19 protein-coding genes are annotated in these 24,398 nt (G+C 62.1%); 18 read left to right on the top strand and 1 reads right to left on the bottom strand.

Annotated elements, in window-relative coordinates; genetic code table 11:
• Window positions 1–78: 78 nt before the first annotated feature.
• Window positions 79–480 carry a hypothetical protein gene (locus ACQR1B_RS07375; protein ID WP_231327512.1) on the bottom strand — a complete coding sequence of 134 codons (402 nt, stop codon included), beginning with the start codon at window positions 478–480 and terminating at the stop codon, window positions 79–81.
• 326 nt (window positions 481–806) lie between these two features.
• Here ACQR1B_RS07375 and ACQR1B_RS07370 point away from each other — a divergent pair, with 326 nt between their 5' ends.
• The 18 genes from ACQR1B_RS07370 (at window position 807) to ACQR1B_RS07285 (ending at window position 24,253) form a co-directional block, all read left to right on the top strand.
• Window positions 807–1,037: a helix-turn-helix domain-containing protein gene (locus ACQR1B_RS07370; RefSeq protein WP_434836687.1), complete on the top strand. Its 231-nt coding sequence runs from the start codon at window positions 807–809 to the stop codon at window positions 1,035–1,037.
• A gap of 459 nt (window positions 1,038–1,496) precedes the next feature.
• The gene (locus ACQR1B_RS07365) at window positions 1,497–2,210 is read left to right on the top strand and encodes a hypothetical protein (protein WP_434836688.1); all 714 of its coding nucleotides are present in this window, start codon (window positions 1,497–1,499) and stop codon (window positions 2,208–2,210) included.
• Window positions 2,211–3,318: 1,108 nt separating this feature from the next.
• Window positions 3,319–3,438 carry a hypothetical protein gene (locus ACQR1B_RS07360; protein ID WP_434871456.1) on the top strand — a complete coding sequence of 40 codons (120 nt, stop codon included), beginning with the start codon at window positions 3,319–3,321 and terminating at the stop codon, window positions 3,436–3,438.
• A gap of 447 nt (window positions 3,439–3,885) precedes the next feature.
• Complete coding sequence (locus tag ACQR1B_RS07355; protein WP_434836689.1) at window positions 3,886–5,922, top strand: acyltransferase family protein; 2,037 nt, start codon at window positions 3,886–3,888, stop codon at window positions 5,920–5,922.
• An 876-nt stretch (window positions 5,923–6,798) separates the two neighbouring features.
• Window positions 6,799–9,621: an FG-GAP-like repeat-containing protein gene (locus ACQR1B_RS07350; RefSeq protein ID WP_434836690.1), complete on the top strand. Its 2,823-nt coding sequence runs from the start codon at window positions 6,799–6,801 to the stop codon at window positions 9,619–9,621.
• A gap of 120 nt (window positions 9,622–9,741) precedes the next feature.
• Window positions 9,742–13,125, top strand: a complete 3,384-nt coding sequence (locus ACQR1B_RS07345; protein ID WP_434836691.1) for an RHS repeat-associated core domain-containing protein — start codon at window positions 9,742–9,744, stop codon at window positions 13,123–13,125.
• Window positions 13,122–13,568 (top strand): hypothetical protein, encoded by a 447-nt coding sequence (locus ACQR1B_RS07340; RefSeq protein ID WP_434836692.1) that lies wholly within the window; start codon window positions 13,122–13,124, stop codon window positions 13,566–13,568. The genes ACQR1B_RS07345 and ACQR1B_RS07340 overlap by 4 nt, the downstream gene beginning before the upstream one ends.
• Window positions 13,569–13,827: 259 nt before the next feature.
• Entirely contained in the window at window positions 13,828–16,080 is a 2,253-nt protein-coding gene (gspD, locus tag ACQR1B_RS07335; RefSeq protein WP_434836693.1) for a type II secretion system secretin GspD, read from the top strand.
• Window positions 16,080–17,300 carry a type II secretion system F family protein gene (locus tag ACQR1B_RS07330; protein ID WP_434836694.1) on the top strand — a complete coding sequence of 407 codons (1,221 nt, stop codon included), beginning with the start codon at window positions 16,080–16,082 and terminating at the stop codon, window positions 17,298–17,300. Before gspD ends, ACQR1B_RS07330 begins: the two co-directional genes overlap by 1 nt.
• Complete coding sequence (locus tag ACQR1B_RS07325) at window positions 17,297–17,767, top strand: GspH/FimT family pseudopilin (protein ID WP_434836695.1); 471 nt, start codon at window positions 17,297–17,299, stop codon at window positions 17,765–17,767. Before ACQR1B_RS07330 ends, ACQR1B_RS07325 begins: the two co-directional genes overlap by 4 nt.
• A gap of 15 nt (window positions 17,768–17,782) precedes the next feature.
• Window positions 17,783–18,286 carry a type II secretion system major pseudopilin GspG gene (gspG, locus tag ACQR1B_RS07320; protein WP_434836696.1) on the top strand — a complete coding sequence of 168 codons (504 nt, stop codon included), beginning with the start codon at window positions 17,783–17,785 and terminating at the stop codon, window positions 18,284–18,286.
• On the top strand, window positions 18,283–18,711 hold the full coding sequence (locus ACQR1B_RS07315) for a type IV pilus modification PilV family protein (RefSeq protein ID WP_434836697.1): 429 nt from the start codon (window positions 18,283–18,285) through the stop codon (window positions 18,709–18,711). The genes gspG and ACQR1B_RS07315 overlap by 4 nt, the downstream gene beginning before the upstream one ends.
• A 9-nt stretch (window positions 18,712–18,720) precedes the next feature.
• Complete coding sequence (locus tag ACQR1B_RS07310; RefSeq protein ID WP_434836698.1) at window positions 18,721–19,395, top strand: prepilin-type N-terminal cleavage/methylation domain-containing protein; 675 nt, start codon at window positions 18,721–18,723, stop codon at window positions 19,393–19,395.
• 9 nt (window positions 19,396–19,404) lie between these two features.
• Window positions 19,405–20,232 (top strand): general secretion pathway protein GspK, encoded by an 828-nt coding sequence (locus tag ACQR1B_RS07305; protein ID WP_434836699.1) that lies wholly within the window; start codon window positions 19,405–19,407, stop codon window positions 20,230–20,232.
• Window positions 20,229–22,019: a GspE/PulE family protein gene (locus tag ACQR1B_RS07300; RefSeq protein WP_434836700.1), complete on the top strand. Its 1,791-nt coding sequence runs from the start codon at window positions 20,229–20,231 to the stop codon at window positions 22,017–22,019. The genes ACQR1B_RS07305 and ACQR1B_RS07300 overlap by 4 nt, the downstream gene beginning before the upstream one ends.
• A 16-nt stretch (window positions 22,020–22,035) precedes the next feature.
• On the top strand, window positions 22,036–23,178 hold the full coding sequence (locus tag ACQR1B_RS07295) for a PilN domain-containing protein (RefSeq protein WP_434836701.1): 1,143 nt from the start codon (window positions 22,036–22,038) through the stop codon (window positions 23,176–23,178).
• The gene (gene gspM / locus ACQR1B_RS07290) at window positions 23,175–23,744 is read left to right on the top strand and encodes a type II secretion system protein GspM (RefSeq protein ID WP_434836702.1); all 570 of its coding nucleotides are present in this window, start codon (window positions 23,175–23,177) and stop codon (window positions 23,742–23,744) included. The genes ACQR1B_RS07295 and gspM overlap by 4 nt, the downstream gene beginning before the upstream one ends.
• A complete protein-coding gene (locus ACQR1B_RS07285; protein WP_434836703.1) occupies window positions 23,741–24,253 on the top strand; it encodes a hypothetical protein in 513 nt (170 codons plus the stop codon). Before gspM ends, ACQR1B_RS07285 begins: the two co-directional genes overlap by 4 nt.
• Window positions 24,254–24,398 lie beyond the last annotated feature (145 nt).

Raw genomic sequence — 24,398 nt, 5'->3', positions numbered from 1 at the left:
CCTCATCCAATCGGCCTCGTAGCCGCGGTCCGCCGGCAGCATCGACCTCCGGATCCCAAAGGCGAGGGCAGAGCGGCTCTATTTGCCCGAATTAGGCTGCCTAATGTGCACAGGCGCGTGCGCCATTTTGCAGATCGCCTCTATGAGGAGACGTATCGCTCGCCCCTGCCACTCGATTTGATCAATGGGAGCTTCCCAATACTCCGACAGCACGTAGGCCAAATGGCGCGCCTTTATGCTCAGGCCTTTCAAAGTGTTGGCAGGCGTTTCCATGATCGCCCGTTCGATGGGATCAAGGCGGGCCAGCAACGCCTCGTCATGGGCCGTAACGTACTCGTCAGCTCGCTCCGATAGGTCGGAAACGCTGCGATCGAGTTCTGCCGCCAGCGCAATAAGCTGTTGCTCAAGAGCCGTGAGACCAGCGTCTTGGTCCGACGACGTCACAGAATCAAGATTGTTAAACGATATTCGCGTGTCCATTTGAGCTCCGAGAAAGCCGCGGGCGGCGCACCGCCTCACAGCCGTGTATTGCCCCTAGCCGCGTGGCCGTGCGATTCCGATGGTGATTAAGATTCGCCCGCGCTGGTGTTGCCTGTTGTTGCAGGGCCGTTGTGCCGGCCCTCGGTCTCCTCGAGAGGCTGACTTTTTGAGTTTCGCGCCTCTGCATCATCGCTCTGTCTCCGAACTCCAGGGGCATACCCCCAATTCGGAATCCGCCCGACAACTCTAAAAGGAGATGGCGGTATTTTCGTATTATAGGTTATAACCTATAGAATTTCCAGCCCTGCTTTGGTCCTACCGTCCAGATGAACTGGTCGGACCCAAAGGCGGCGCGCAGCGTTCTCGGGGAGAATGTTAGGCGGCTTCGCAAAGCAAAACGGTTTAGCCAAGAACGCTTGGCCGAGCTCACCGAGCTCGACCAGCCGCACATCAGCGAAATTGAGGCAGGGGTGATCAATCTCACACTCGATAACGTCCAAGCGCTGGCTGTAGCGCTGGGCGTTGAGCCCTCTGATCTGCTGAAGCCGCCATCCTGAACGCTTTGGAATTGCGATTGGCGAGCCGGCAAGGCAGTAAGTCGATCCCTCTTCGAGCAGTACGCGCGCCGTAGTTTGAAGCTCGGCCGGCCACCGACGCGGCTGTTGGTCTGCCCGCTCACCTTCTACGCACCGGCCTCGTTCCGGCTACCTTCAATCTGGCTGATGCTGTTCATATCCCTCGGTTGGACGTGGACATCCCGAACGCATAGTGGCGTAGCACAGCGAAGATTCGGCGATATACCAGCCCGCAATGGCTATGGCACAATGGCCTATGTTGCCGCGCGGCCAATGCAGGAGTGAGTTGCGCAGAACGGCGAATGCGAGATCCGGCAAACTCCTGAACGAGGCGAATACTCATGTGAGCCTCGCGCGTCATCCTGCAGGGAGAGTGGGGTGCCCCCGGCTGGCTGAAGCTTGCAAGGATCTGGACGGACACCCCTGGATGGTCGGCCGCCAGTGACGATCGTCCGTCGCGAGCACAGAGCGCAATTCACCATTGTCCCGAACGCTGTCTTCGCGGATCCCCGCCTATCTGTCGAGGCGAAGGGCGTGCTCGGCTATCTGCTGTCGCGTCCCCACAAATGGCACGTCCGCCTGGATCACGTCGGGCGGACCCTGGTTGTTGGCCGCAAGAAGCTGCAGCGCATCTTTCGAGAGTTAATCGCCGCCGGCTATGTCGCCCGCGAAGCGCAACGATTCGTCGACGGACACCGGTTCGGCGAGCTCGACTATGTCGTCCATGACGTGCCTGTGCCTGTGGATAAGTCGTTGCGTCCGCGGGGTCGAAAGGGACCTGCGGCTCCGCGGGTCCAAAAGGGACCTGCGTATAAAGACTCGCCGCGGGGCCCTAAGGGACCTGCCTATAAAGAACTAGATAAAAACAGACCCCCTCCACCAGCGGCCTATGCACCTGATGGTTGGTCGAACGCCATCGGCGTGACGCACGATCGGCTTAACCAGCTCCAGGACGACGAGGCTCGGCTGGATCCGGCGATCGTGGGGCTTTTCGACGACGTCGCTGAAGGTTGGGAATTGGTAGCCGCGCTTCCGGATCAAGAACGTGCTGAGCTGCGCCAACGCTTCAGACGGGGTGAGCTCGATCGGTCGGCGATCATTGAGCTCCGGAATCGATACCTGCATGTGCTGGGTGGCCGTCGGGGAAAGAGGTGATCGCGGCTGTCGGACTCCAGAGCCTCCTGACCGGTTCTGACCGGTGCGGGGTCGGCAGATGATCCACGCCAGGCAGAGCGCGGGGCGAGGCCGTCGAGTCTGAAACGAAATTTCATCCGACTTGGCGTCTCGCCTCAATGCCCCTGACCATATCCCTAAGGCCGTAGCGCGGGTCTAGGAGACTGAAGCGGCTCTGGCGGGTGTGTCTTGTCGCCAAACCAAACTCCGTTGAAGCCCCCAGAGGCGCCGGAAGGGCTCAAGAGCCATGGATCCGGGAGGAGGGCTGAGGGCACAGCAGTCTGCTGAGATCCGCTGCGTCGCAGGTTGCCTGCGCCTGGGCCGGAGTTGCGGCAAACCGGGTGAGATCGCCGAGCGAATCTGTTTGCCAATCGCCGAAATAGCCGTTGTGGCTCAGTGGCGGAACTCGTGGCTGGAAAATTGGCAAACGCCTTGAATTGTTGGCTTTTTCACTCTTCCCTAGGCAGTGCCAACCTCTGGTTGCCGTAGTCGAATCGCAACCTCCCGGGAATGTCGGTATTGATAGTTGCGAATCCGCGCACAGTGCTCTCAACCAACGGGTTCAATGGTGCTCGCAGAATCGCCCGGCTTGTGGCTTCTTGTTCAGCAACGAGATCGGCAACCCGACTTGCCGCACCAGCGTGATCTCAGATTATCATGCTCCAAGTCCGGTCCTCCGATCTCTGGCCGGCAAGTGGCCCTCCCAAAATCATTGTGACGAATGTCGCGGAGGCTGCGGATGACTGCGAGTTCTCGGGTTCTTGAATCAAGCTCGCAACGGTGATGACAATGTTGTGGTGCTCGATCGCCGTCACCGCAATGGTCCCGCCGGAAGGGCTATTTGGCATCGCGCTTCTCCCACGCGATCAGGTTCGGCCGCGCCGTTGCACAGTTTCAGAGCTGCGTTCGTGCCACAGCCGAGGCTTTCCGCTCTGAGGATATCAGTTTGAATATACGCAATTACGTATATATGGCGAGCGCTTCTGATGTGTCTCCATGCTTCATGGTTCGACGGGACATTCATGCCGCGCGGCAGATCTTGGCGCGCGATTTGCGGCGTCTCGGCTTGGCAAAAGCTTGACAAGAGGAACTGGCTAACGCGGCTGGTCTCCGGCAGGCGCTGATCAGCGAGCTGGAGGCAAGTAAGCTCGATGTTCGGCTCGACACCTTGAGCCGGGTTTGCGATTGCGCTCGATGCCACGCTGGCTGAACTGTTTCACGCGAGCAAACGAGGCTGATGGGACGGACGATGCGGCCGCGTATGCCGTTGAAACGCTCCAGCCGTTGCGGTTTCGCTGCGATGCGGGACGGGGGCTGAGCTCGGCGCTCGCCCGGCGGAGCTTCCTTGTACCCGAGCTCTGCAAAGTACGGGCATCATTGGGACGCTTTGACCGCGATCAGCGAATTCAGGACCGCAACACCCTACACGCTCAAAACGTCCGCGAACACTGCCTGGACCCACAGATATCGTCCATCCCGCAACAAAGCCGCGATGACCACGCCCTTTCGCGCGAGTCATGCCTTATTGCAACCGTGACTGTCGCACAACTGCAACAGTGCCCACTGGTTGTGTATTTCCATCGGTTTCATTTTATTGCTGTCGGTTCGGGTTCATGTCACTCACCGTAGAATTACGGGAATACATGAGCAGGATACCTTGGCAATCGAACAGTCAACCGGAGGTGTCGGGCTCCCGTTCCGGGCTGACATCGATTACTTGCGTGCAATCGCCGTCATTCTGGTTATCGGCTTCCACTACGGCATCCCGGGTTTTCAAGGTGGCTTCGTTGGTGTCGACATCTTCTTCGTCATCTCCGGCTACCTGATCACCCGGCTGATCTGGGCTGGAATTCATCGCGACAGCTTCTCTTTCTTGGCCTTTTACGACCGTCGTGCGCGCCGGCTGCTTCCGGCCCTTTACGTGATGGTGCTCGGTACGGGCATCGTGGCCTGGTTCCTGGCGCCTCCCGAGGACTACCGCATGTTCTTCGGCAGCGCCGTGTCCACGATTCTGTTTTCCTCGAACATCTTCTTCTGGCTCCAGTCCGGCTACTTCGACCTGCCCTCCGTCGGCAAGGTTCTGATCCACACATGGTCGTTGTCGGTGGAGGAACAGTTCTATTTTCTATTTCCGCTCGTCACCGTTCTCTGGAGCAAACTGTTTCGCAACCCTACCAGGCCCGTATCGCTGATCCTGCTGCTGACGGGTACGCTCGGGCTCTGCATCGCCGACGAATTGCTGATCAAGACCTCTGCGTCGGCAGCCTTTTATCTGTCGGCGCTACGCGGGTGGGAGTTCCTGATCGGCAGCTTGTCGTTCCTGCTCGATCGCTGGTCGCCCGCCGATCTCAGATGGAGATGGATGCTGGCGGTGTCCGGCACGCTGCTGATGCTGGGGCCCGCCGTGATGTTCACGGGAGCGACCAAATTTCCGGGCCTCAATGCGCTGGCCCCATGCCTCGGTGCGGCGTTCTTCATCACAGCCTTCAATCGCGAGGATGGGCAGCCAGTATCGCTGCCCTTCAAGCGCGCGGGCCTGTTCCTGGGCAAGATCTCCTATTCGTTGTACCTTTGGCATTGGCCGGTATTCGTGATGGGCACCGTTGCCATCCCAATCACATGGGCCGGTCCAATATCCACCGCGGCGCTGCTCTCGTGCTCGCTCGGACTTGCCTACGCCTCGTATCGGCTCGTGGAAGCGCCGGCACGCGGCAGACCAGTTTGGTTCGGACTCAGGAGCTCGGGCTGGATCGCCACCGCCGCGACAATTCTGCTCGTCATGGGCGTGGCGGGTTTTTCGAAGGGTGGTTTTCCAAACCGCTTTCCACAAACGGCTCAACGGATGCTGCGCTACAACGTCGAGGCGATGGCGCCGTTCTATCGGATATCCAGCTGCTTCCTCCAACCCAGCGAGCCATTCGCCCACTATCGGCACGACGAGTGCCTGACGCCGGTGGACGACAAGCAGAACATCCTCCTGTTCGGTGACAGCGCTGCCGCGCACTACGCATGGGCTCTGCGCAATCATCTGGACCCGGGACGATTCAACCTGCTGCAGCTGACCTCTGGCGCTTGCGCGCCGCTCCTCGCTCTGCATCAGCCGTCGTCGCAGAACTGCGACGAGATCAACGCCGCTTTTCGTGACGCGCTGCGCGACCATCGCGTCACAGCGGTCATTCTCTCCGGCAATTGGCGCTACTACTGGGCTGCCCTTGGGCCGTCCGACGCCGAGCTCCAGGAGGGCAGGGAAGTACCGATCAGCAAGTTCGAAGTCTACCTGGAGTCGACCCTTTCGGCCGCTGAAGCTGCCGGGGTTCCCGTGCTGATGCTAGGTCCGTCGCTGGAGTTTACCGCCCCGCTGGCAACCAGCCTCGTGAACTACGAGCGCACACATTTTCCAACGGGCGCGATGTTGAAAGTGATGCCTGCAAGTTTCACCGTTGACGCGCACCTGAAGGAGATCGCTGGTCACCATCGAACCGTGCAGTTCATCTCGGTGCTCTCCGCCGTCTGCCGCGACAAGGAGTGCCCGCTCAAGGCCGATGATGAGACACCGATAGTGTGGGACGAGCTCCACCTGACGCCGGAAGGATCACTCTACGTGATGCAGCGCCTGGCGCCGGAGTTGAACCGCATTCTTCACGGGATTAACCCGATGCCACAGTTGCTGAGCCGACCGTCAGTCATCCGCTGACCACCTCCGCTGGCATCATAGGGCCGGCCTGTAGCTTTGTGCCCTGTGGCCTCAAATGGCCTTTTGCTTTCAATGGCAGTTGACTGACTCCCTCTACGTCAGACCCTTGCTCATGGGCGGTTCGCCAAATTTCAAGGCTATGCGAGAAGCCCAGCACTTCAGGCCGCCGAGGGATGAGCACCGCGCGCAGTAGCGATAACCGCGGCGCTCAACGCGGAGGCAAGGAGTCCGCTGCAAAACTCACTCGGACTCTAAACGCCGCTGGATGAAACTTCAGTGGCAGGTCACACACAGAACCGATCCCAGACAAAACAGGGAGCAATTTTGAGGGTCTTGATCTGAGGTGCGCTGCGGTGAAATCACATAAAAGTAGTGTTTAGTTATAACTCGCGCATGATGGTTTTTGGCATTCAACCGTTCGTCCGATGTTCTATCGCGCACGAGATTACGCGCTGCGGCATTGGCATTTCTGTTGCTGGGATGTGTGCAACGATTTCCGCGGGAATCTCAAGCCGGACACCCTCACACAGTTTCTCTACGAGGCGACGAGCGGCGCGGAAGTGTTGCTGTGGCACGCGACTCCGTCTCTCGATGCACGCGTTAGGAGAAACTTGGTGTAGCCGCGGAATCTGGTTGTAGCTGTAGTTGGGCTTCATCTTTATGCTGTGAATAAGTTCCAATGTTCGTTGATCGTCAGACGCGAATGATGTCCGTTATGTTTTGAATTGTGCAGATACTGCGGGGGCAGTGATGTTTGGGAATTCGGCTCGGTTTGGTCGAGGCATTGGCGTGCGTGGGCCCATAATAGAAATCGCGAGCGCCGGCTTAGCCGCAATTTTTTGTATCTCGAATACAGCCTTAAGTTGTGCAGGAGCTTTGTCGCTCCCAGGTCAATTCTCGGTCAGCCAGGCCGGGGCAGCCAGCTACTCCATTCCTATCGCGTTGCCGCCGGGAACGGTCGGCATGAACCCGTCTCTGTCGTTGAGCTACAATAGTCAAGGAGGAAACGGGCTGCTCGGTGTTGGTTGGTCGCTGGGTGGTTTATCGGCAATCGGTCGCTGTCCAAGGACGGTCGCGCAAGATGGTGTGCGGGGTGGAGTCAATTATGACGCCAATGACCGATTTTGCCTGCATGGGCGGCGGCTCGTCGCGATCAGCGGAGCGTACGGTGCTGATGGGACGGAGTATCGCACCGAGATCGAGTCCTATTCCAAGATCGTCTCCCACGGCGCTGCCGGCAATGGTCCCGCTTGGTTTGAGGTGCACACGAGGGAAGGGAAAACAATGGAGTACGGCCGTACGGCCGATTCCCAGGTGCTGGCCCAGGGCAAGGCAACCGCAAGTATGTGGTGGCTCGACAAGGTCAGTGACAGCAAGACGAACTATTTCTCGGTCACGTACATCGCCGACGCGTCAAATGGGCAGGCATATCCGCTGCGTATCGATTACACTGGCAACGCCGTAGCAGGAACAGCGCCCTACAATTCGGTGCAGTTCGTTTACGGGGCACGTCCCGATTTCGAACCATCTTACCGGGCCGGCTCCCGGTTGCAGCTCCCCTATCGGCTGACTAACGTCAAGACATATGTTGGGTCCGGTCTCGTGAGCGACTATCAGCTGGCCTACCAGCAGGGCGGGTCGAGCCAGCGTAGCGAGCTTGTTTCCTTGAAGATGTGTGCCGGAGACGGAAGCTGCTTGCCGGCGACGACCCTTGGCTGGCAAGCGGGCGCGAGCAATGGCGCTTTTTCTGAGAACACTCAAACTCTTCCTAACGGATGGAGCTGGAATCTTGCGCAGCATCCAGGCATGATTCCGATCGTCGGCGACTTCAATGGTGATGGTAAGGCGGACTATCTGCTGGTCGACGCGAATGGCTATCCCTATCAGTACGTTTTTCTGAACAATGGTGATGGAACCTTTGCCGGGCAAACCCAGGTATTGCCGAACAGCTGGAATTTCAGCACGCCCGACAGCGTCCTGCGGATAGCGGGTGACTTCAATGGCGACGGCAAGACAGATTTTCTCCTCGTTGATGTCCATGGTTATCCCTACCAATATGTGTTTATGAGCAATGGGGATGGCACTTTTACAGGCCAGACGCAGACCATGCCGAACGGCTGGAGCTTCAACGGGACATCTGGATCTGGCTACCAGCTCATCCCAATCACTGGCGACTTCAATGGAGACGGGAGGTCCGACTTCATTCTGATCGATGGTAGTGGCTACCCCTATCAATACGTTTTCATCAGCAATGGTGACGGAACGTTCGCTGGACAAACTCAAACGTTGCCAAATAGTTGGAATTTCGCGTCAGCGGTTTCCGTTTCAACAGCGCAGACGGCCGGGTACGGGGCAGCGCCATCGCCGCCTACGCCGCACGAATACATTCCAGTCATGGGTGATTTCAATGGCGATGGTAAAACGGACTATCTGCTGATCGATACCAACGGCAATCCGTACCAGTACGTCTTCTTGAACAATGGCGATGGGACCTTCGCCGGTCAGGCGCAAACGCTACCGAACGGATGGAACTTCAATACGACATCAGGATCGGGCTACAAGCTCATTCCGATCACCGGCGATTTCAACGGCGACGGCACGACCGATTACATTCTGATCGATGGAGGTGGCTATCCCTATCAGTATGTCTTCGTCGGCAAAGGTGATGGGACGTTTGTCGGACAAACGCAGACGCTGCCAAACGGATGGTCCTGGAACATGGCTCAGAATACGGGAAAGGTTCCCGTCATTGGCGACTTCAATGGAGATGGTAAAACGGATTACCTGTTGGTCGATACCAACGGCTATCCCTATCAGTACGTCTTCTTAAACAACGGCGATGGGACTTTCACGGGTCAGACGCAAACTCTGCCGAACGGTCTGAGATTCTCGACGCCTACGGGCTACATTCCGATCCGAGGTGATTTCAATGGTGATGGACGATCGGAGTTCATCCTGATCGATGGGACCGGATATCCCTATCAATACGCCTTCACCAGCAATGGGCCGATTGGCGACCTGATGACGTCGATCACGACCGGCACGGGTGCCAACATCGCTATCACGTATCAGCCGCTCACGAATTCGAGTGTTTACGCGAAGGATAGCGATGCGTCCTATCCCCAGGTCGATCTTCAGGGGCCGATGTATGTTGTCTCGCGCGCCGATAGCTCGAATGGCATCGGCGGGGTCTCTCGTACGACTTACACCTACGCTGGCGCCAAAGTTGATCTGACCGGTCGTGGTATGCTCGGTTTCCGTCAGATGACGGTACGGGATGAGCAGACCGGCATCAGCGGCACGACCACGTATCGGCAGGACTTTCCCTATACTGGGACGGTGTCATCCGTGACGAGTTCGCTCGGCTCGCAGACGATCGGTCAGAAGAGCCTCAGCTATGTCGCGACATCGACTGTTCTGATCTCTGGGCAGCCACAGGCCGTCGGCTGGTCGACCGGCAGCCCGCCGTATAGCGTGCAGCTCTCGCAAGCCGTATCGAGTGGTTCGGATCTGGATGGTTCTGCGCTGCCGAGCGTGACGACATCGAACCAGTATGACACGTACGGTAATGTGACGCAGGTTGCTGTGTCGACGTCGGATGGGTTCAGTAAGACGACAGTCAACACCTACAGTAATGATCCAACGCTCTGGTATCTGGGGCGGCTGACCAGGTCGGTCGCAACGAGCGCGACGCCCTAGCCAAAAATGTGGGGAGATGATGGCCGCGCGCCATGGCGCACGCGGCCGTGGGAGAGTTGTGTCCTTGTTGGGACGATAACGGTTCAATTTGACTGGTTCGGCGACTTGGGGGTTGGCGCCATGAGAAATGCAATCAAAAGTAGAGTTGTTTGTGCGGCGCTTGCCTCGATGCTCGCGAGTAGCCCAAGCTGGGCCGCGAGCACGGTTACGCAAGCGACATCGTTTGCGTACGACGCCGCCACGGGGATGTTGATCCAACAGGTGGTCGAGCCGGATACGCCGGCGTTCCGGCTGCAAACGGACTACGCTCGCGACAGCTTCGGCAATGTGCTGACCACGACGGTCAGCGGGGTAGATATCGTCACGAGCAGCAGCGCGGGTAGCTATGATTCGCGCGGTCAGTTTGCAACCTCGAACAGCAATGCGCTGGGGCAGACCGAGAGCGTGCAATACGATGCGCGGTCTGGGCAGCCGACCAGCCAGACCGGGCCGAATGGTCTGACGACGAGCTGGAGCTATGACGGCTTCGGCCGCAAGACGCAGGAGATCCGGCCCGACGGAACCCAGACGAAGTGGGCTTACCTGATCTGCAGCGGGGTTAATGGCGGAACCGCGACCTGCCCATCAGGCGCTGCCTACCAGATCCAGGAGACGCCCTATGCGGCGGGCGGGACCACGGTCAATGGGCCGTATGTGATCGTCTATTACGACATGCTCGACCGCGAAATCGCACGCGACAGCCAGGGCTTCGACGGCAGCACGATCCGGGCGGCGACCAGCTACGATGCGCTGGGGCGGGTGACGCAGACCAGCCGGCCGTACTTCGTCAATGGCGGCACGCCGCGCTACACATCGTTCACCTATGACGTGCTGGGCCGGGCATTGACCAAGACCAAGCCCGACGGCAGCGTGTCGCAGGTGGCCTACCACGGGCTGAGCGTCACCAAAACCAATGCGCTCGGCCAGACCCGCTCGGTGAGGCGGAACAGCCAGGGCAACATCGTGTCCGTGACCGATGCGCTCGGCCAGACCATGACCTATGTTTACGATGCGGCCGGCAATCTCGTGCGCACCACCGACCCGGTCGGTAATGTCGTGACCGCGAGCTACGACGTCAGGGGCAACAAGGTCGCGAGCTCGGATCCCGACCTCGGTACCTGGAGCTACGCCTACAACACGCTCGGGCTGCTGGTCAGCCAGACCGATGCCAAGGGCCAAACGGTCACGATGAGCTACGACAAGCTCGACCGCATGGTGCAGTCGGTCGAGCCGGACATGACCTCGGTCTGGGTCTACGACACGGCCGCGCATGGCATCGGCAAGCTCGCCTCGACCGCGATCACCGCAGGGCCGGGCAACGGATATGCGAAAACCGCGAGCTATGACGCGCTCGGACGGCCGGCGCAGGTCGCGACCACGATCGACGGCGCGACCTATACGATGGCGGCGAGCTATGACGCCAACGGGCTCCTGAGCGCCGTTAGCTACCCCTCGGGCTTCACCGCCCGTTATGGCCGCACCAGCCTGGGCGATGCCAACCAGCTGCTCGACAATGCGACCGGCCAGGCCTTCTGGACGGCGGACACGCTGGACGCCGAGCTGCGGATCACGCAGGACACCGTCGGCAATGGCCTGACGACGACGCGCAGCTTCGATGCCCTGACCGGGCGGCTGACGGGCATCTCGACTGGCAGTGGTGGTTCCGTGCAGAACTTCAGCTACAGCTACGACCGGCGCGGCAACCCGCTGTCGCGGTCGGATGCCAACACCAATCTGAGCGAGACCTTCACCTATGACGTGCTGAGCCGGCTAACATCGTCGACGGTCAATCTGACCCCGACCCCGCTGTCGAAGACCTTCACCTATGATCCAATCGGCAATCTGCTGACAAAGTCCGACGTTGGCACCTACAGCTATCCGGCGCCCGGCTCGGCCAAGCCGCACGCGGTGATGAGCGTCTCCGGCGGATCGATCAGCACGACCTTTACCTATGATGCCAATGGCAACCAAACCTCCGGTCTCGGCCGCAGCCTCGTCTACACCTCCTACAACAAGCCGGCCAGCATCACGCAGGGGACACGCACGATCTCGTTCCTGGACGATACCGACCATCAGCGTTTCAAGCAGGTGACCCCGGAGACAACGACGCTGTACATCGCGGCGTTCGGCGTGATCGCGGAAGTCAGCAATCCCGGCACAGCGTCTGCGCGATGGACCGACTATCTGTCGGTCGGAGGGGCGACGGTTGGCATCCGGGTGACTCAAGGGGGCGTAGCTACGTCGTCGACGCGATATCTACATCAGGATCATCTCGGCTCGGTCGCGGTGATCACCAACGAGAACGGTGTGGTGCAAGAGCGGTTGTCGTACGACGCCTGGGGCAAGCGGCGGTTTGCGAATGGCACGGACGATACAGCCGGCAGCATCAGCAGCCAGACGACGCGCGGCTTTACAGGGGAAGAGCAGCTTTCAGTTACGGGTCTGGTCCACCTGAATGGCCGGATCTACGATCCCATCCTAGCTCGTATGACTAGCGCAGATCCTGTCGTCTCGCGACCATCGAGTACCCAGGGATGGAACCGATATGCCTATACAAGCAATATGCCACTCAAACGCGTTGATTCATCAGGATATATCGACTGCGAGCGGACTGAAACGGTGAACTTGCCGTCATGTGATCAGGTTGCTCAGTGGACGGGTGAACTGCCGCCGGTAACCGTCGATGCGCCAACGCCACGGGAGCCGAGAGATTCATCTGTAACTTATTGCGTCGGGTGCTCAACGGGGTCTGACAGTGGCGGATCAAATGTACCGGGACCCATCGTCGTCGACCTGTTGGGTTCACAAGGTGGGGCGGGAAATCTCGGAATTTATGGTGATTTCTATATATCGCAATACGCGACAGCTTTGGGTTACGGTGGAGGAGGGGCTAGTGCGGTTGTTACAATGACACCGACGGCTCAGCAGCCTGCAAGTGCTGCCGCACCAATGCCGGAGCCTCGCTGCGCGATTTTCTGCTCCTTGCTCGGCGGTCCGGTTCAAACATCCTTCGGTACCTACAATCATCAAATGCTCAATTTCGGTATGAACCTAACCGGTTTTGCCGCGACGGGAATGCAAGCTGCTGTTCCCGGTCCCGAAGATATGCTAGTAATGGCCGCAGTTGGCTTTGCGGGCGCGAGGGTCGCAGGACGACTGGTAGCTACGGAAGCCGCACCCGCCTTTAAAGATTTCAATCAAGCAAGAAATGGAGCTCTTCGGTGGCTTGAGCAGCGTGGGTTCGCTGCTGAGCGGCAAACGATAGGAAAATTTGGTGATAATGCACGCAAACCGATAGGCATGATGACTGAAAACGGTAAGTCAGGATTTCGTGTTGAGTTTGATCAACGGCATGGTGCCCACATTAATGCTTGGTCCGGAAAGGAGAAAGAAACGTTTACCTTCGAGGGGAGCCAAACGATGGTCGATCGGATCGTAAGACAATTTGTTAAGGAGCGGCCGTGAGCACGTATGAAGACGATCTCAGGCAAGCTTTGACAGGTGAGCTTGCTGCAGGAGCTATTCGTGAGCTTGCCGATTCCGGTGTGGTATTTGGTGAGATCTCAAAGAGGTTTCCTGTAAACGGATCAAAGATTGATTGGACGCGAGTCGCGGGCGCGATTGAGCAATGTGAAAGCGATCCTCTTTTGCAGCATGATCAATTTGTCCGCTTTTTTGACAGCGTTCGATCGAGTTTTTCGCTGGATGGCCCAGCTATTTACGTCGGCGATGGCGCGACGAGCTTTGGGCTGTTTGGGTCTTTAGAATCCTTCAGGAAAGTGTTGCCGGCAATTCTCGATATCCCGCAGCATCACTATTTTGTTGGACCTGGGTACTCGTGGTGCTTGAGCCTGACCATGGAGGGGGACATGGCATTTGGTCGTGTGGGGCCGATATTGCTTCAATAAAGTCGTTAAGGATTGCGGTGGACTCTACGCCGACGGTCATTGCTCGGGCTACCCTTGTTCGTTGCGCGCCCTGAAGGCTGTATTGCGCTCTGATTTTTGCAGAGTGTTGTATCGTAGGTCTGAATAATCGGCCGTGCATCCAGCGTTCAGTATCTCTGATGGTCAAAACCTCTTAAACTGCAGTTGTTAGTTGTTGAGCTGCAGAGTTGCATCGGTCGGGGTGATTGTCTTGCTCGGCGGGGGTCGCAGAATTGGGTTGATGGCGCTTCCCGTCGTGCTGGTGCTGTCGGCGTGCCAGACGGTGGAGGAGGGCACGTCGTCGTTCGCCTGGAGTACGAGTGGTGCGGAGGCCGGAGCCGCGCAGGCGCAGGCGGCGATGCGGTCGCCGGCGGGGAGCGCGCGTGGAGGCAAGCTGTCGGGTTCGCCGCTGCTCGATGACAACAAAGGCGGGCCGGCGACCATGGTCGAGGGCAGCGGGCGCTTCGTCGGTGAGCCGCCGACGGGGGCGGTGTCGCGGGCGTCGGAGGATGTCGCCGACGGCGTCACGATCAATCTCGCTGGGGTGCCGGTGCCGCAGGCGGCGAAGACGCTGTTGGGGGATATTCTCGGGGTCAAGTACACGGTCGATCCGGGGATCGAGGGGCGGGTCACGATCCAGACGCCGAGGCCGGTGGCGCAGGCGGCGGTCATCGATCTGTTCCAGGCTGCGCTGCGGGCCAACAATGCGGCCGTGGTCAACAACCGCGGCATCTATCGAATCGTGGCGGCGGACCAGACGGCGGTGTCGTCGGCGTATCGCACCGACGAGGTCGCCGATGGCGGCGAGATGGTCGGCAATGGGCTGCAGGTGGTGCAGCTCAAATATGTCTCGGCCTCCGAGATCCGGCGCGTGGTCGAGCCGATAGCGCCGCGCGGCGGGGTGGTGCGGGTCGACGATGCGCGCAACCTGATCACGCTGTCCGGCAATCGCCAGGAGATCGCGGCGATGATGGAGGCGATCGCGCTGTTCGACGTCGACACCATGAAGGGCATGTCGTTCGCGCTGATCCCGGTCAAGACCTCGGCGCCCGACGCGATCGCGACCGAGCTGAAGAGCGTGTTCGCCTCCGACCGCGACGGGCCGATGGCCGGCATGGTGCAGTTCGTGCCCAACAAGCGGCTGCGCTCGATCCTGGTGATCTCGCCGCAGGTTGCGTATCTGCGCCGCGCCGAGAGCTGGATCCGCAAGCTCGACGCACAGGCGCAAGGATCCGAGAAGCAGCTTTTTACTTACGCGGTGCAGAACCGGCGTGCCCAGGAGCTGGTCGACGTTCTGCAGTCGATGTTCCCCACGGACACGCAGACCGCGACGGCCGGGCGGCGCACCGTCGCGCCGAACTATCAGGAGGCGAGCGTACAGTCGCAGCCGTCGTCCTCCGGCGGCGGCATGTCCGGATCGTCGTCGCCGTCCTTCACCGGCGGGCTCGGCGCGACCAGTGGCGGCTTCGGCGGCATGCGCAATGCCGCGCCGGCGGCTGCGGCGCCGAGCGTCATGCCGGCGGCGGCTCCGGCTGCGCCCACTGTCCGCGACGGCGAGGCTGACGGGCCGCGGCTGCGCATCGTCGCCGACGAGGCCAAGAACGCGATCCTGATCGAGGCGGCGCAGGCCGACTACAAGCGCGTGCTGCAGGTGATCGAGCGGCTCGACCAGATGCCGAACCAGGTGCTGATTGAGGCGACCATCGCCGAGGTCACCCTGAACGACGATCTGCGCTTCGGCGTGCAATGGTACATGCGCAAGAACAGCTCGAAATTCACCCTGACGGAGGCGGCCTCCGGAGCCGTTAACTCAGTGTTTCCCGGCTTCTCCTATGCGCTGACCGCGGCCAACATCGCCGCGACCATCGATACGCTGAACCAGATCACCAACGTCAACATCGTCTCCTCGCCGTCGCTGACGGTGATGGACAACAAGCCAGCGGTGCTGCAGATCGGCGACCAGGTGCCGATCACGACGCAATCGGCGACCTCGACCCTCACGACCGGCGCGCCGATCGTCAATTCTGTGAGCTACAAGGACACCGGCGTCATCCTGTCGATCATCCCGCGCATCAATGAGAGCGGCCGCGTGCTGCTCGACATCGAGCAGGAGGTGTCGAGCGTGGCGCCGACGACGTCGTCGAACATCGATTCGCCGACCATCCGGCAGCGCAAGATCCGCACCTCGGTGGTCGTCAATGACAGCGACGCGCTGGTGCTGGGCGGGCTGATCCAGGACAGCCGCACCACCGGCCGCAGCCAGCTCCCGATCATCGGCGACATTCCGTTCGTCGGCAATTTCGCCGGCAGCCGCGACAACGTCATCGGCAAGACCGAGCTGATCATCCTGATCCGTCCGCATGTGATGCGCAGCCTCGATGAGGCGCGCAACGTGACCGACGAATATCGCCGCTTCATGGCGATCGAGGGCCCGCATCGCCGGCAGCCGGCGCGGCGGCGTGTCGAGGACACCGGACGCAGGATCCTCGACTGATGCCGCGCTTCCGCTACCGCGCCTATGGCACCGACGGCTCCTTCGCGGAGGGGACGATCGAGGCTGCCTCGGCCGCGGCCGCGGATGCCGCGCTCTGGGCGCAGGGATTGTCACCGTTCCAATTGAACTCTGCTGACGGCGGCGGCACGGCATGGTGGAATCGCGAGATCACGCTCGGCGGTGGCTCCGAGCGCGGCGACCTCTTGGCGTTCACCCGCGAATTCGCCACGCTCTGCGCCGCCGACATCCCGATGGACGACGCCTTGCGTATCGTGCAGACGCAGGCCTCGGCCGTGCGGCTGCGCAGCCTGGTCGAGGCGCTGCTCGCCGAAATCCTCAATGGCCGGCCGCTGTCGGAGGCGATGCAGGCGCAGCCGCGCGTGTTTCCCGCCGACTATGTCGCGGTCATCAGAGCCGGCGAGACCGGCGGCCGGCTGGCGCAGGTGCTGACCGAGCTCGCCGAGCTGCTGGAGCGGCGGGCAGAGATCCGCGCCCGCGTCCAGTCGGCGCTGATCTATCCGTCGATGCTGATCGTGCTGAGCCTCGTCACGCTCGGCATCATCGTCGGCGGCGTGATCCCGTCGATGGCGCCGATCTTCACCCAGAGCGGCAAGCCCGTGCCGCTGACCGTCCAGCTGATGCTGGCGCTGAAGGAGCACTGGCTCGAGATCGTGATCGCTGGCCTTGCCGTGGTCGTACTCATCGGCGCCATCGTTGCATTCACCATGGCCGATCCCGGTCGCCGCCGGCGCCTCGACCGGCTCGCGCTGCGGCTGCCGCTGCTCGGCGGCTTCCTGCTGCAGCAGGACACCGCGCGCTTCGCCCGTACCCTCGGCACCATGCTGATGGCCGGCGTGCCGCTGATCGCAGCGACGAAATCGGCGAGCGACGTCGTCGACAACCGTCATCTCCGCGCCGGCATGGAACAGGCGATCGAGCGGATCCAGCAGGGCACAGCGCTGCACCGCGCGCTGCGCAACGAGGTCGCCTTGCCGGCCGTGGCGCTGCAGATGATCGCGGTCGGCGAGGAGGCGGGCAAGCTCGACCGCATGCTGCTGCACGTGGCGCAGATGCTGGAGAAGCAGCTACAGACCAGCGTCGATCGTTTCATGGCGGCATTGACGCCGGCGATGACGGTCGGCATCGCATTGATCATCGGCGCGCTGATCATGCCGGTGATGAACGCCGTCCTCAGTATCAATGATCTGGCGGGGCGATGAGCGCGCGGGCGGCACTGGGACGGGACGAGGCGAGCGCCGGCTTCACGCTGGTCGAGATGCTTGCCGTGCTCGTCATCCTGGCGCTGACGGTATCCGCCGCCGTCCCTTTGCTATCACGCGGCGCCGGCACGGTGAGCCTCGATGCGGCGACAGGCGAGATTGCGTCGGCGCTGCGCGCGACGCGCTCGGCTGCGATCGTGCAGAACCGCGTGATGACCTTGACCATCGACGTCGACCGCCGGACCTTCAGCTCGGACGTCGTCCGGCCGCGTACCTTTGCGCCGGACATCCAGGCGAAGCTGACCTATGCCGCCGCGACGCGCGTGGGCGCCGCCGTGGGCGGCTTCCGGTTCTTTCCGGACGGCTCGTCGACCGGCGGCGATCTGAGCCTGGAGTTGAACGGGCATCATATCAGGCTCTGTGTCGAATGGCTGACAGGGACGGTGCGGACCGCCGCGACGTGTTGAGGGGAGGGGACGAGCATGCTGGGATGGATGCAATGTCGTGATGTCGTGAAACTGCGGGTGGCCGCGTGGCGCGGGCAATTCCGGCTTCGTTTACGCAGAGGCCGCGATGGCGAGGCCGGCTTCACCTTGGTCGAGATGCTTGTCGTCATCACCATCATCGGCCTGATCATGGGTCTCGTCGGCCCGCGCGTGCTGAGCTATCTCTCCGACTCCAAGCTCAAGACGGCGCGGATCCAGATCCGCAGCCTGTCCTCGGCGCTCGACCTCTATCACCTCGACAATGGCCGCTACCCGACCGCAGCCGAAGGGCTCGGTGCGCTGGTGCAGAAGCCGGCCGCGGCGACGACCTGGAATGGCCCCTATCTCAGCGGCACGCTGGTGCCGAACGATCCGTGGGGACGGCCCTATGTCTACAAATTTCCCGGGCAGCACGGCGCCTACGACATCGTCTCGCTCGGGCCCGAGGGACGCGAGGATGACACCTCTGCCAATGCCAATGTGACGAGCTGGCAGCCATGACGCCCGTCGCGGCAGCGATGACATCAGCGGCTGACGACGAGGCTGGCTTCACCTTGGTGGAGGTCATCGTTGCGCTGGCGATGCTGTCGCTCGGCCTGACCCTGGTGATGGGCCTGCTCTCGACCGGGTTGTCGCGAACGGGAATGGCCGAACGGCTGGCTGGCGCCGTGTCGCTGGCGCAGTCGGTCATGGCCCAGGTCGGTAGCGTGATTCCGCTGCGCGCAGACATACGCGATGGCACCGAGGCCAATGGCTATCAATGGCATCTCGCGATCCAGCCCTATCGACCGGCACAAAGCGGCGATGCGCGGCCGGTCGAGCTGTATCAGGTCTCGGTCCAGGTCGGCTGGCAGCAAGGGCAGGACCCGCGCTCCTATGCGCTCTCGACGCTTCGCATCGGGCCCAGAGCCTCCAGGTCGCAGTGAGCAGGATCGATGACTTCGCCAGACGCAATCGGAATGGATGATCGCGAAGCAGGCTTCACCCTGGTCGAGGTGCTCGTTGCGCTGGCGCTGTTCAGCCTGCTCGCCGTGCTGCTGTTCGATAATCTCAAATTCGGCGTGCAGGCCTGGCGCAGCGGCAGCGCCCGCGCGGAATCGTTCCAGCGCGAGCGCGCGGCGCAGGACGTGCTGCGGCGGCTGATCGGCAATCTCTATCCGATGATGCTGGGCGAAGGCGCGGCGCAACGGCGGATCGATGTCGACGGCCAAGCCGAGAGCCTCGAGTTCCTCAGCGATGCGCCGGCCGTGTCCGGTGGGGCCGGCCGTTTCCGCTTCAAGCTGTTCGCCGACCGCAAGCGTGACGGAGTCGATCTCGTCCTGCAGGCGCGACCCGAACTGGCGGTGAGGCAGGACACCGAGCGGACGCTGCTGGTGTCCGATATCGATCGGATCGAGCTCAGTTATGCGGCGAGAGCTACGGGAGACGTCCATGCGGCCTGGAGCACGAGCTGGAAGGATCAGAGCGAGGCTCCCGGCCTGATCCGGCTGCGGGTCCTGATGCGTCCCGGCGATGCCCGTCACTGGCCGGAGCTCGTGATCGCGCCGCGGGTGCAGGCCGACGTGGCCTGCGTCTACGACCCGCTCACGATGCGCTGTCGCGGGCGATAGGGGGGTGACATGCCGGTACTGTCGGTTCTCTGGGGGCTCGGGCTGTTGACGGCGATTGCGCTGTCGCTGTCATGGTCGAGCAGCGTGTCCTATGGCCTTGCCCGTAACGGCATCGAGCAGGCCGGCCTGAATGCGCTCGTCGACGCCGGCGTCAATGCCGCCATCGACGGTCTGCTCGATGCGAGGGCGGACCGCCGCTGGCGCGCCGACGGCCGCCTCTACATGCTCGATTTCAACGGGACGCAGATCGGCATCCGGATTCAGGACGAACTGGGACGGGTCGACCTCAATCAGACCGACGAGGCGATGCTGAACAGCCTGCTGCTGTCAGCAGGGCTGGACGCGCAGGCTGCCGCCGGCCTGGCCGACAAGATCGTGGACTGGCGAACCGCAACGTCCCTGAAGCACCTGAACGGCGCCAAGGACCGGGACTATGCGTCGCGCAACGCCGCCTATCATCCCCGTCACGGTCCGTTCCAGAGCGTCGATGAGCTGCTCCTGGTCATGGACATGACACCTTCGATCGTCGCCCGGATCGCGCCGGCGCTCACGGTGCATTCGGGCCGGCAGTTCGTCGATCCGCAGCTGGCGCCGCGCGAGGTGCTGCGCGCACTGCCTGGGATGACCGCGCAGAGTGCCGAAGCGACGGTAGCCGCTCGCGACAGCGCCAGATCGGGCCTCGCCGAAGGCAGTCCGATGACGGCGCTGCGTGGCCGCGCCTTCACGATCCGGACCGAATTTTCCTACGCGTCGCGCGTGGTCGTGGGCGAAGTTGCGGTGCGCCTGACGGAGAATCCGCAGCAGCCCTATTGGGTGCTGAGCTGGAGGACGCGATGACGGGACGCGCAATGCCTGCAATGCAGCGGGACGAGGCCTTCGCCGCGGGCCCCGAGCAGCCGCGCGCGCTGCTGCACCGGTCCATGCAGGACATGGACAGGACCGCGCTGTTGCAGGGCTTCGGCGACTTCCTTCGGGAAGAAGGCATCGTCGATCACATGAGCCTCGACCGTGCCGGCCGGGCGGCGCAAACGACCGGCGACAGGCTCGACACCGTGCTGACCAAGCTTGGCCTCGTGTCCGAGACCGGTCTGGTCGCCGCCTTGTCGAAATTCCTGGCGCTCGATCTGGTGCGTCCGGATCAGGTCCCGATCGATGTTGTGCTGCCCGAGCTGGTCGAAGCGGAGTTCGTGTGGCGCAATCATGTGCTGCCGCTCTTCTGCAGCGACGGCCGGCTCGCCGTCGGCGTCACCGATCCGTTCAACCACGATCCGATCCGGGCGCTCGCATTCCTCACAGGCCTTTCGGTCGACATCCGGCTGTTCACGGCGGCAGATTTCGACAAGGCCTGTGCGGCACTCTACCCGGCGCTGACGCGCGGCGAGGAGGCGCGCGCGACCGGCGGCGCCGAGGCCAACGAATCCGACGTGCAGCGGCTGCGCGACCTTGCAAGCGAGGCGCCGATCATCCGCCTCGTGAACCAGATCATCACCAACGCCGTCGAGGCCAGGGCATCGGACATCCATATCGAGCCCAATGTCGATCAGGTGCTCGTCCGCTATCGTATCGACGGCGCCTTGCGCGTTGTCCAGGTGCTCGCGGTGGACCTGCGTGCCGCGATCACGTCACGCGTGAAGATCATGTCGAAGCTCGACATTGCGGAGCGGCGCCTGCCGCAGGACGGGCGCATCAAGATCGCAGTCCGCGGCATCGACATCGACTTCCGCGTCTCCACGATCCCCACCGCCTTCGGCGAAAGCGTCGTGCTGCGCGTGCTCGACCGCAATCGCGTCAGCCTGGATTTTGCCGAGCTCGGATTCTCCGCGGAGCATATCGCGACGCTGCAGGCGCTGCTGCAGCAGCCCAACGGCATCATCCTGGTTACCGGACCGACCGGCAGCGGCAAGACCACGACGCTGTATACGGCGCTGAAGACGCTCAACAGCACCGAGCGCAAGATCTTCTCGGTGGAGGACCCAATCGAATACCAGATGCCGGGGATCAATCAGGTCCAGGTCCAGTCGGAGATCGGGCTGACGTTTCCCCATGCGCTGCGCTCGATGCTCCGGCAGGATCCTGATATCATCATGATCGGCGAAATCCGCGACCTCGAGACGGCGCGCATCGCCATCCAGGCCTCACTGACCGGTCACCTCGTGCTGTCGACGCTGCACACCAACGATGCGGCGTCCGCGATCACCCGCCTGATCGACATCGGCGTCGAGAACTATCTGCTGTCCTCGACGCTGAAGGGCGTGATTGCGCAGCGCCTGGTGCGCAGGCTCTGCCCCCGTTGTTCCCAAGAGCATCCGCAGGCCGCCTATTGGGCGGAGAGCTTCGAGCGCTCCGTGACCGGGCTTCGTGCGCTTTCGCAGCCCGACATTCGCCAGCCGCTCGGCTGCTCCGATTGCAGCGATGTCGGCTTCTCCGGACGCTCGACCATTGCGGAGATGCTGGTCATCGACGAGGCATGCCAGAATCTGATCCTGGCCAAGGCGTCGGACACCGCGATCGAGCGCGCCGCCCGCGACCAGGGCATGCAGACCATGTACGAGACCGGCATCCGGAAGGTCTGGCGCGGCGAGACCACGATTGATGAGGTTCTGCGCGCGACGCGCATGGGATAGGGCGGCGGAACAAGCGATGCCTGAGAGCAAGGACAGAGGAGCGTTGCTGGCCACGGTTCGTGCGGCCGGTCCACGCGACTGGGCGCAATCGGCGTTCGCCTGGTGGTGCCGGGAAGCGGTCGATCTGCTGCCGCAACGCTTCGTGGCCGCGCTGGCGCCGGCCGGCCGGCCGAGACTTCTGGTCGATCGCGACGACATGGAGGTCCGAATTCGGTTGAACGATCCACGCTCAGGAGTGGAGGCTGCCGAAACCACCCAGGCAGGCGAGGTGACGGCGGCGATCGCATCCATACTTCAGCGTCATGGTCTGGATCGGCGCGACGTCGATCTCGGCCTGCGCCTGCCGGCGGACAGTGTTTTCGCGCGCGATCTCGTGCTGCCGCGCGAGGCGAAGGGCGCGATCGACACGATCGTGCCGCAGGACCTGTTGCGCCGGACCCCGTTCAGGGCGGGGGACATCTATTGCGACCACGTGACCGCCACGTCGCCTGACGGCCGGATCGCGGTTCGGCAATGGGTGACGCGGCGGCCTCATGTGCAGCAGGCCGCTGATCAGTTGGGGCTTGCCGTCGCGCAGATCGACTTCGTCGTGTTCGGCGACGATCAGGCCTCGCCGTCGATCCGACTGGCGCGTCCTGTGACCGCCCGCAAGACCTCGACCGTGGCCGTCGCGATGCTCGGCGCGCTCGCGGTGCTTCTTGGGTTCGGCATCGCGGTCCTGACATTCGGCAGGCAACAGTCCACGCTCGACCGGCTCGATGCCGAGATCGTCGTGGCCCGCAAGGGCGCCGAGCGCGTTCGCGCCCTGGTGGATCAATTGCGGGAGCGGCGGACGACGCTGTCGCGTCTTCGGCTGCAGCGTAGCGAAGTGCCGGGATTGATCGACGTCTGGGACGAAGCCTCCCGCATTCTGCCGAAGCATTCCTGGTTGACCGAACTGCGGCTCGTGGAGGGGCCGAACCTGCGCAGTGCATCGGTCACGATGACCGGGTTCTCGGCCGCGGCGCCGGGCCTGATCAACACGCTCGGTGGATCGAAACTGTTCGTCGACGCCGCGCTGACATCGCCGGTGGCGATGGATCCGATCGAGAGCCGGGAGCGCTTTTCATTGCAGGCCAGGATTCGTGTGCCTGATGCCTTCAAGGAGGTGGGGCCATGAGCGCATTGACGAGGCGCAGGGACGAACTCGGACGCCGCGGCCTGTTCATCGTGGTCAACCTCACGATCCTCGCGCTGCTGTTCTGGGGCTTCGTGGCGCCGATCACGGCGATGTTCGCCGAGCGAGACGTACAAATCCAGCAACAGCAGGCGCTGCTGGCGCGGCTAAGCGCGATCGCGGCGCAGGCATCGGCCATCGAAGGCCTTGCCTCCGAAACCCAGTCGCAACTCCAGAACGGCGAGTTCCTGACCGGTGCGACCGAGAACGTGATTGCCGCCGACCTGCAGACCAAGCTGAAGACGATCATAAGCAATGCCGGTGCGCAGTCCCGCGCAATTCAATCGCTGCCGGGCCGGATCGTCGACCAGATCAAGTACAGTGGCGCGCGCATCGACCTGTCGGGACCTTTGCCGGCCGTCATGCGCGCAGTTCACGCCATCGAAAGCGCAAAGCCGTATCTCTTCATCGGCAATGCGGTGCTGAAGAGCGGGCCCGCCATGCGCCCCGGAACGGCGGAAGAGCCGGTGCTGCAGGCCCAGCTCGACGTCTACGGTGCCGTCCAATGAGGAGGCGGGCGCTGTCGCGTGTGACGCTGCTGGCAGGCGTGCTGGCGCTCCTGGCATGTCTCGACCTGCTGCTCGGAGCGAAACTCGCGACGCTGGTCGTCGGCGGAGAAGCCCCCGGCGCCGGCCGCGCGGCCTGGGACGCGTCGGTGCCCCTGAGCATGGCGAGCGTGGCCGGACGGCAGCCGCTGGAGAGATATGCCGAGATCCTGGCCCATCCGGTGTTCCAGAAGTCGCGCGAGCCGTTCGTGCCCCCACCCGCGCCGCTACCGCCGATGCCGGTGGCCGTGCCGCCCCCGGTGGCGACTGACCCGGGCCTTTTGGTCGGCGGCGTCATGATCAACGGCGGCACGAGCAAGGCCTATCTGCTCAGCAAGATCGGAGGTGGCCCAGGCTCTTGGGTCAACGAAAACGAGACCTATCAGGGCTGGCGGGTGACCTCGATCAATCCGTCAGGTGTTCGGATCGAGCAGGCGGGGCGCGCGATCGAATTGCAGCTCTATCCCAATTGACGTTCAGGAGCCACTGATTGGTTATCATTTACGAGGCGATGGTGAGCCGAGCTCGATCGGTCGTTTGGGTGACCCTCCAGGAAAGCCTTGCAGAACAATGATGCCATTTCTGCCCAAACAGATTGCTAATCCAGTGATTCTGTTG

Source organism: Bradyrhizobium oligotrophicum, assembly GCF_051168495.1.
GTDB lineage: Bacteria > Pseudomonadota > Alphaproteobacteria > Rhizobiales > Xanthobacteraceae > Bradyrhizobium > Bradyrhizobium oligotrophicum_A.
This window is presented reverse-complemented; position numbering and strand designations above follow the sequence as displayed.

What these genes read in the sequence shown, in the direction of transcription:
- ACQR1B_RS07295 (WP_434836701.1), top strand. Translation starts at nt 22,036, where the DNA reads ATGCCTGAGAGCAAGGACAGAGGAGCGTTGCTGGCCACGGTTCGTGCG.
- ACQR1B_RS07330 (WP_434836694.1), top strand. Translation starts at nt 16,080, where the DNA reads ATGCCGCGCTTCCGCTACCGCGCCTATGGCACCGACGGCTCCTTCGCG.
- ACQR1B_RS07285 (WP_434836703.1), top strand. Translation starts at nt 23,741, where the DNA reads ATGAGGAGGCGGGCGCTGTCGCGTGTGACGCTGCTGGCAGGCGTGCTG.
- ACQR1B_RS07310 (WP_434836698.1), top strand. Translation starts at nt 18,721, where the DNA reads ATGACTTCGCCAGACGCAATCGGAATGGATGATCGCGAAGCAGGCTTC.
- ACQR1B_RS07375 (WP_231327512.1), bottom strand. Translation starts at nt 480, where the DNA reads ATGGACACGCGAATATCGTTTAACAATCTTGATTCTGTGACGTCGTCG.
- gspM (WP_434836702.1), top strand. Translation starts at nt 23,175, where the DNA reads ATGAGCGCATTGACGAGGCGCAGGGACGAACTCGGACGCCGCGGCCTG.
- gspG (WP_434836696.1), top strand. Translation starts at nt 17,783, where the DNA reads ATGCTGGGATGGATGCAATGTCGTGATGTCGTGAAACTGCGGGTGGCC.
- ACQR1B_RS07370 (WP_434836687.1), top strand. Translation starts at nt 807, where the DNA reads ATGAACTGGTCGGACCCAAAGGCGGCGCGCAGCGTTCTCGGGGAGAAT.
- ACQR1B_RS07345 (WP_434836691.1), top strand. Translation starts at nt 9,742, where the DNA reads ATGAGAAATGCAATCAAAAGTAGAGTTGTTTGTGCGGCGCTTGCCTCG.
- ACQR1B_RS07325 (WP_434836695.1), top strand. Translation starts at nt 17,297, where the DNA reads ATGAGCGCGCGGGCGGCACTGGGACGGGACGAGGCGAGCGCCGGCTTC.
- gspD (WP_434836693.1), top strand. Translation starts at nt 13,828, where the DNA reads ATGGCGCTTCCCGTCGTGCTGGTGCTGTCGGCGTGCCAGACGGTGGAG.
- ACQR1B_RS07300 (WP_434836700.1), top strand. Translation starts at nt 20,229, where the DNA reads ATGACGGGACGCGCAATGCCTGCAATGCAGCGGGACGAGGCCTTCGCC.
- ACQR1B_RS07315 (WP_434836697.1), top strand. Translation starts at nt 18,283, where the DNA reads ATGACGCCCGTCGCGGCAGCGATGACATCAGCGGCTGACGACGAGGCT.
- ACQR1B_RS07305 (WP_434836699.1), top strand. Translation starts at nt 19,405, where the DNA reads ATGCCGGTACTGTCGGTTCTCTGGGGGCTCGGGCTGTTGACGGCGATT.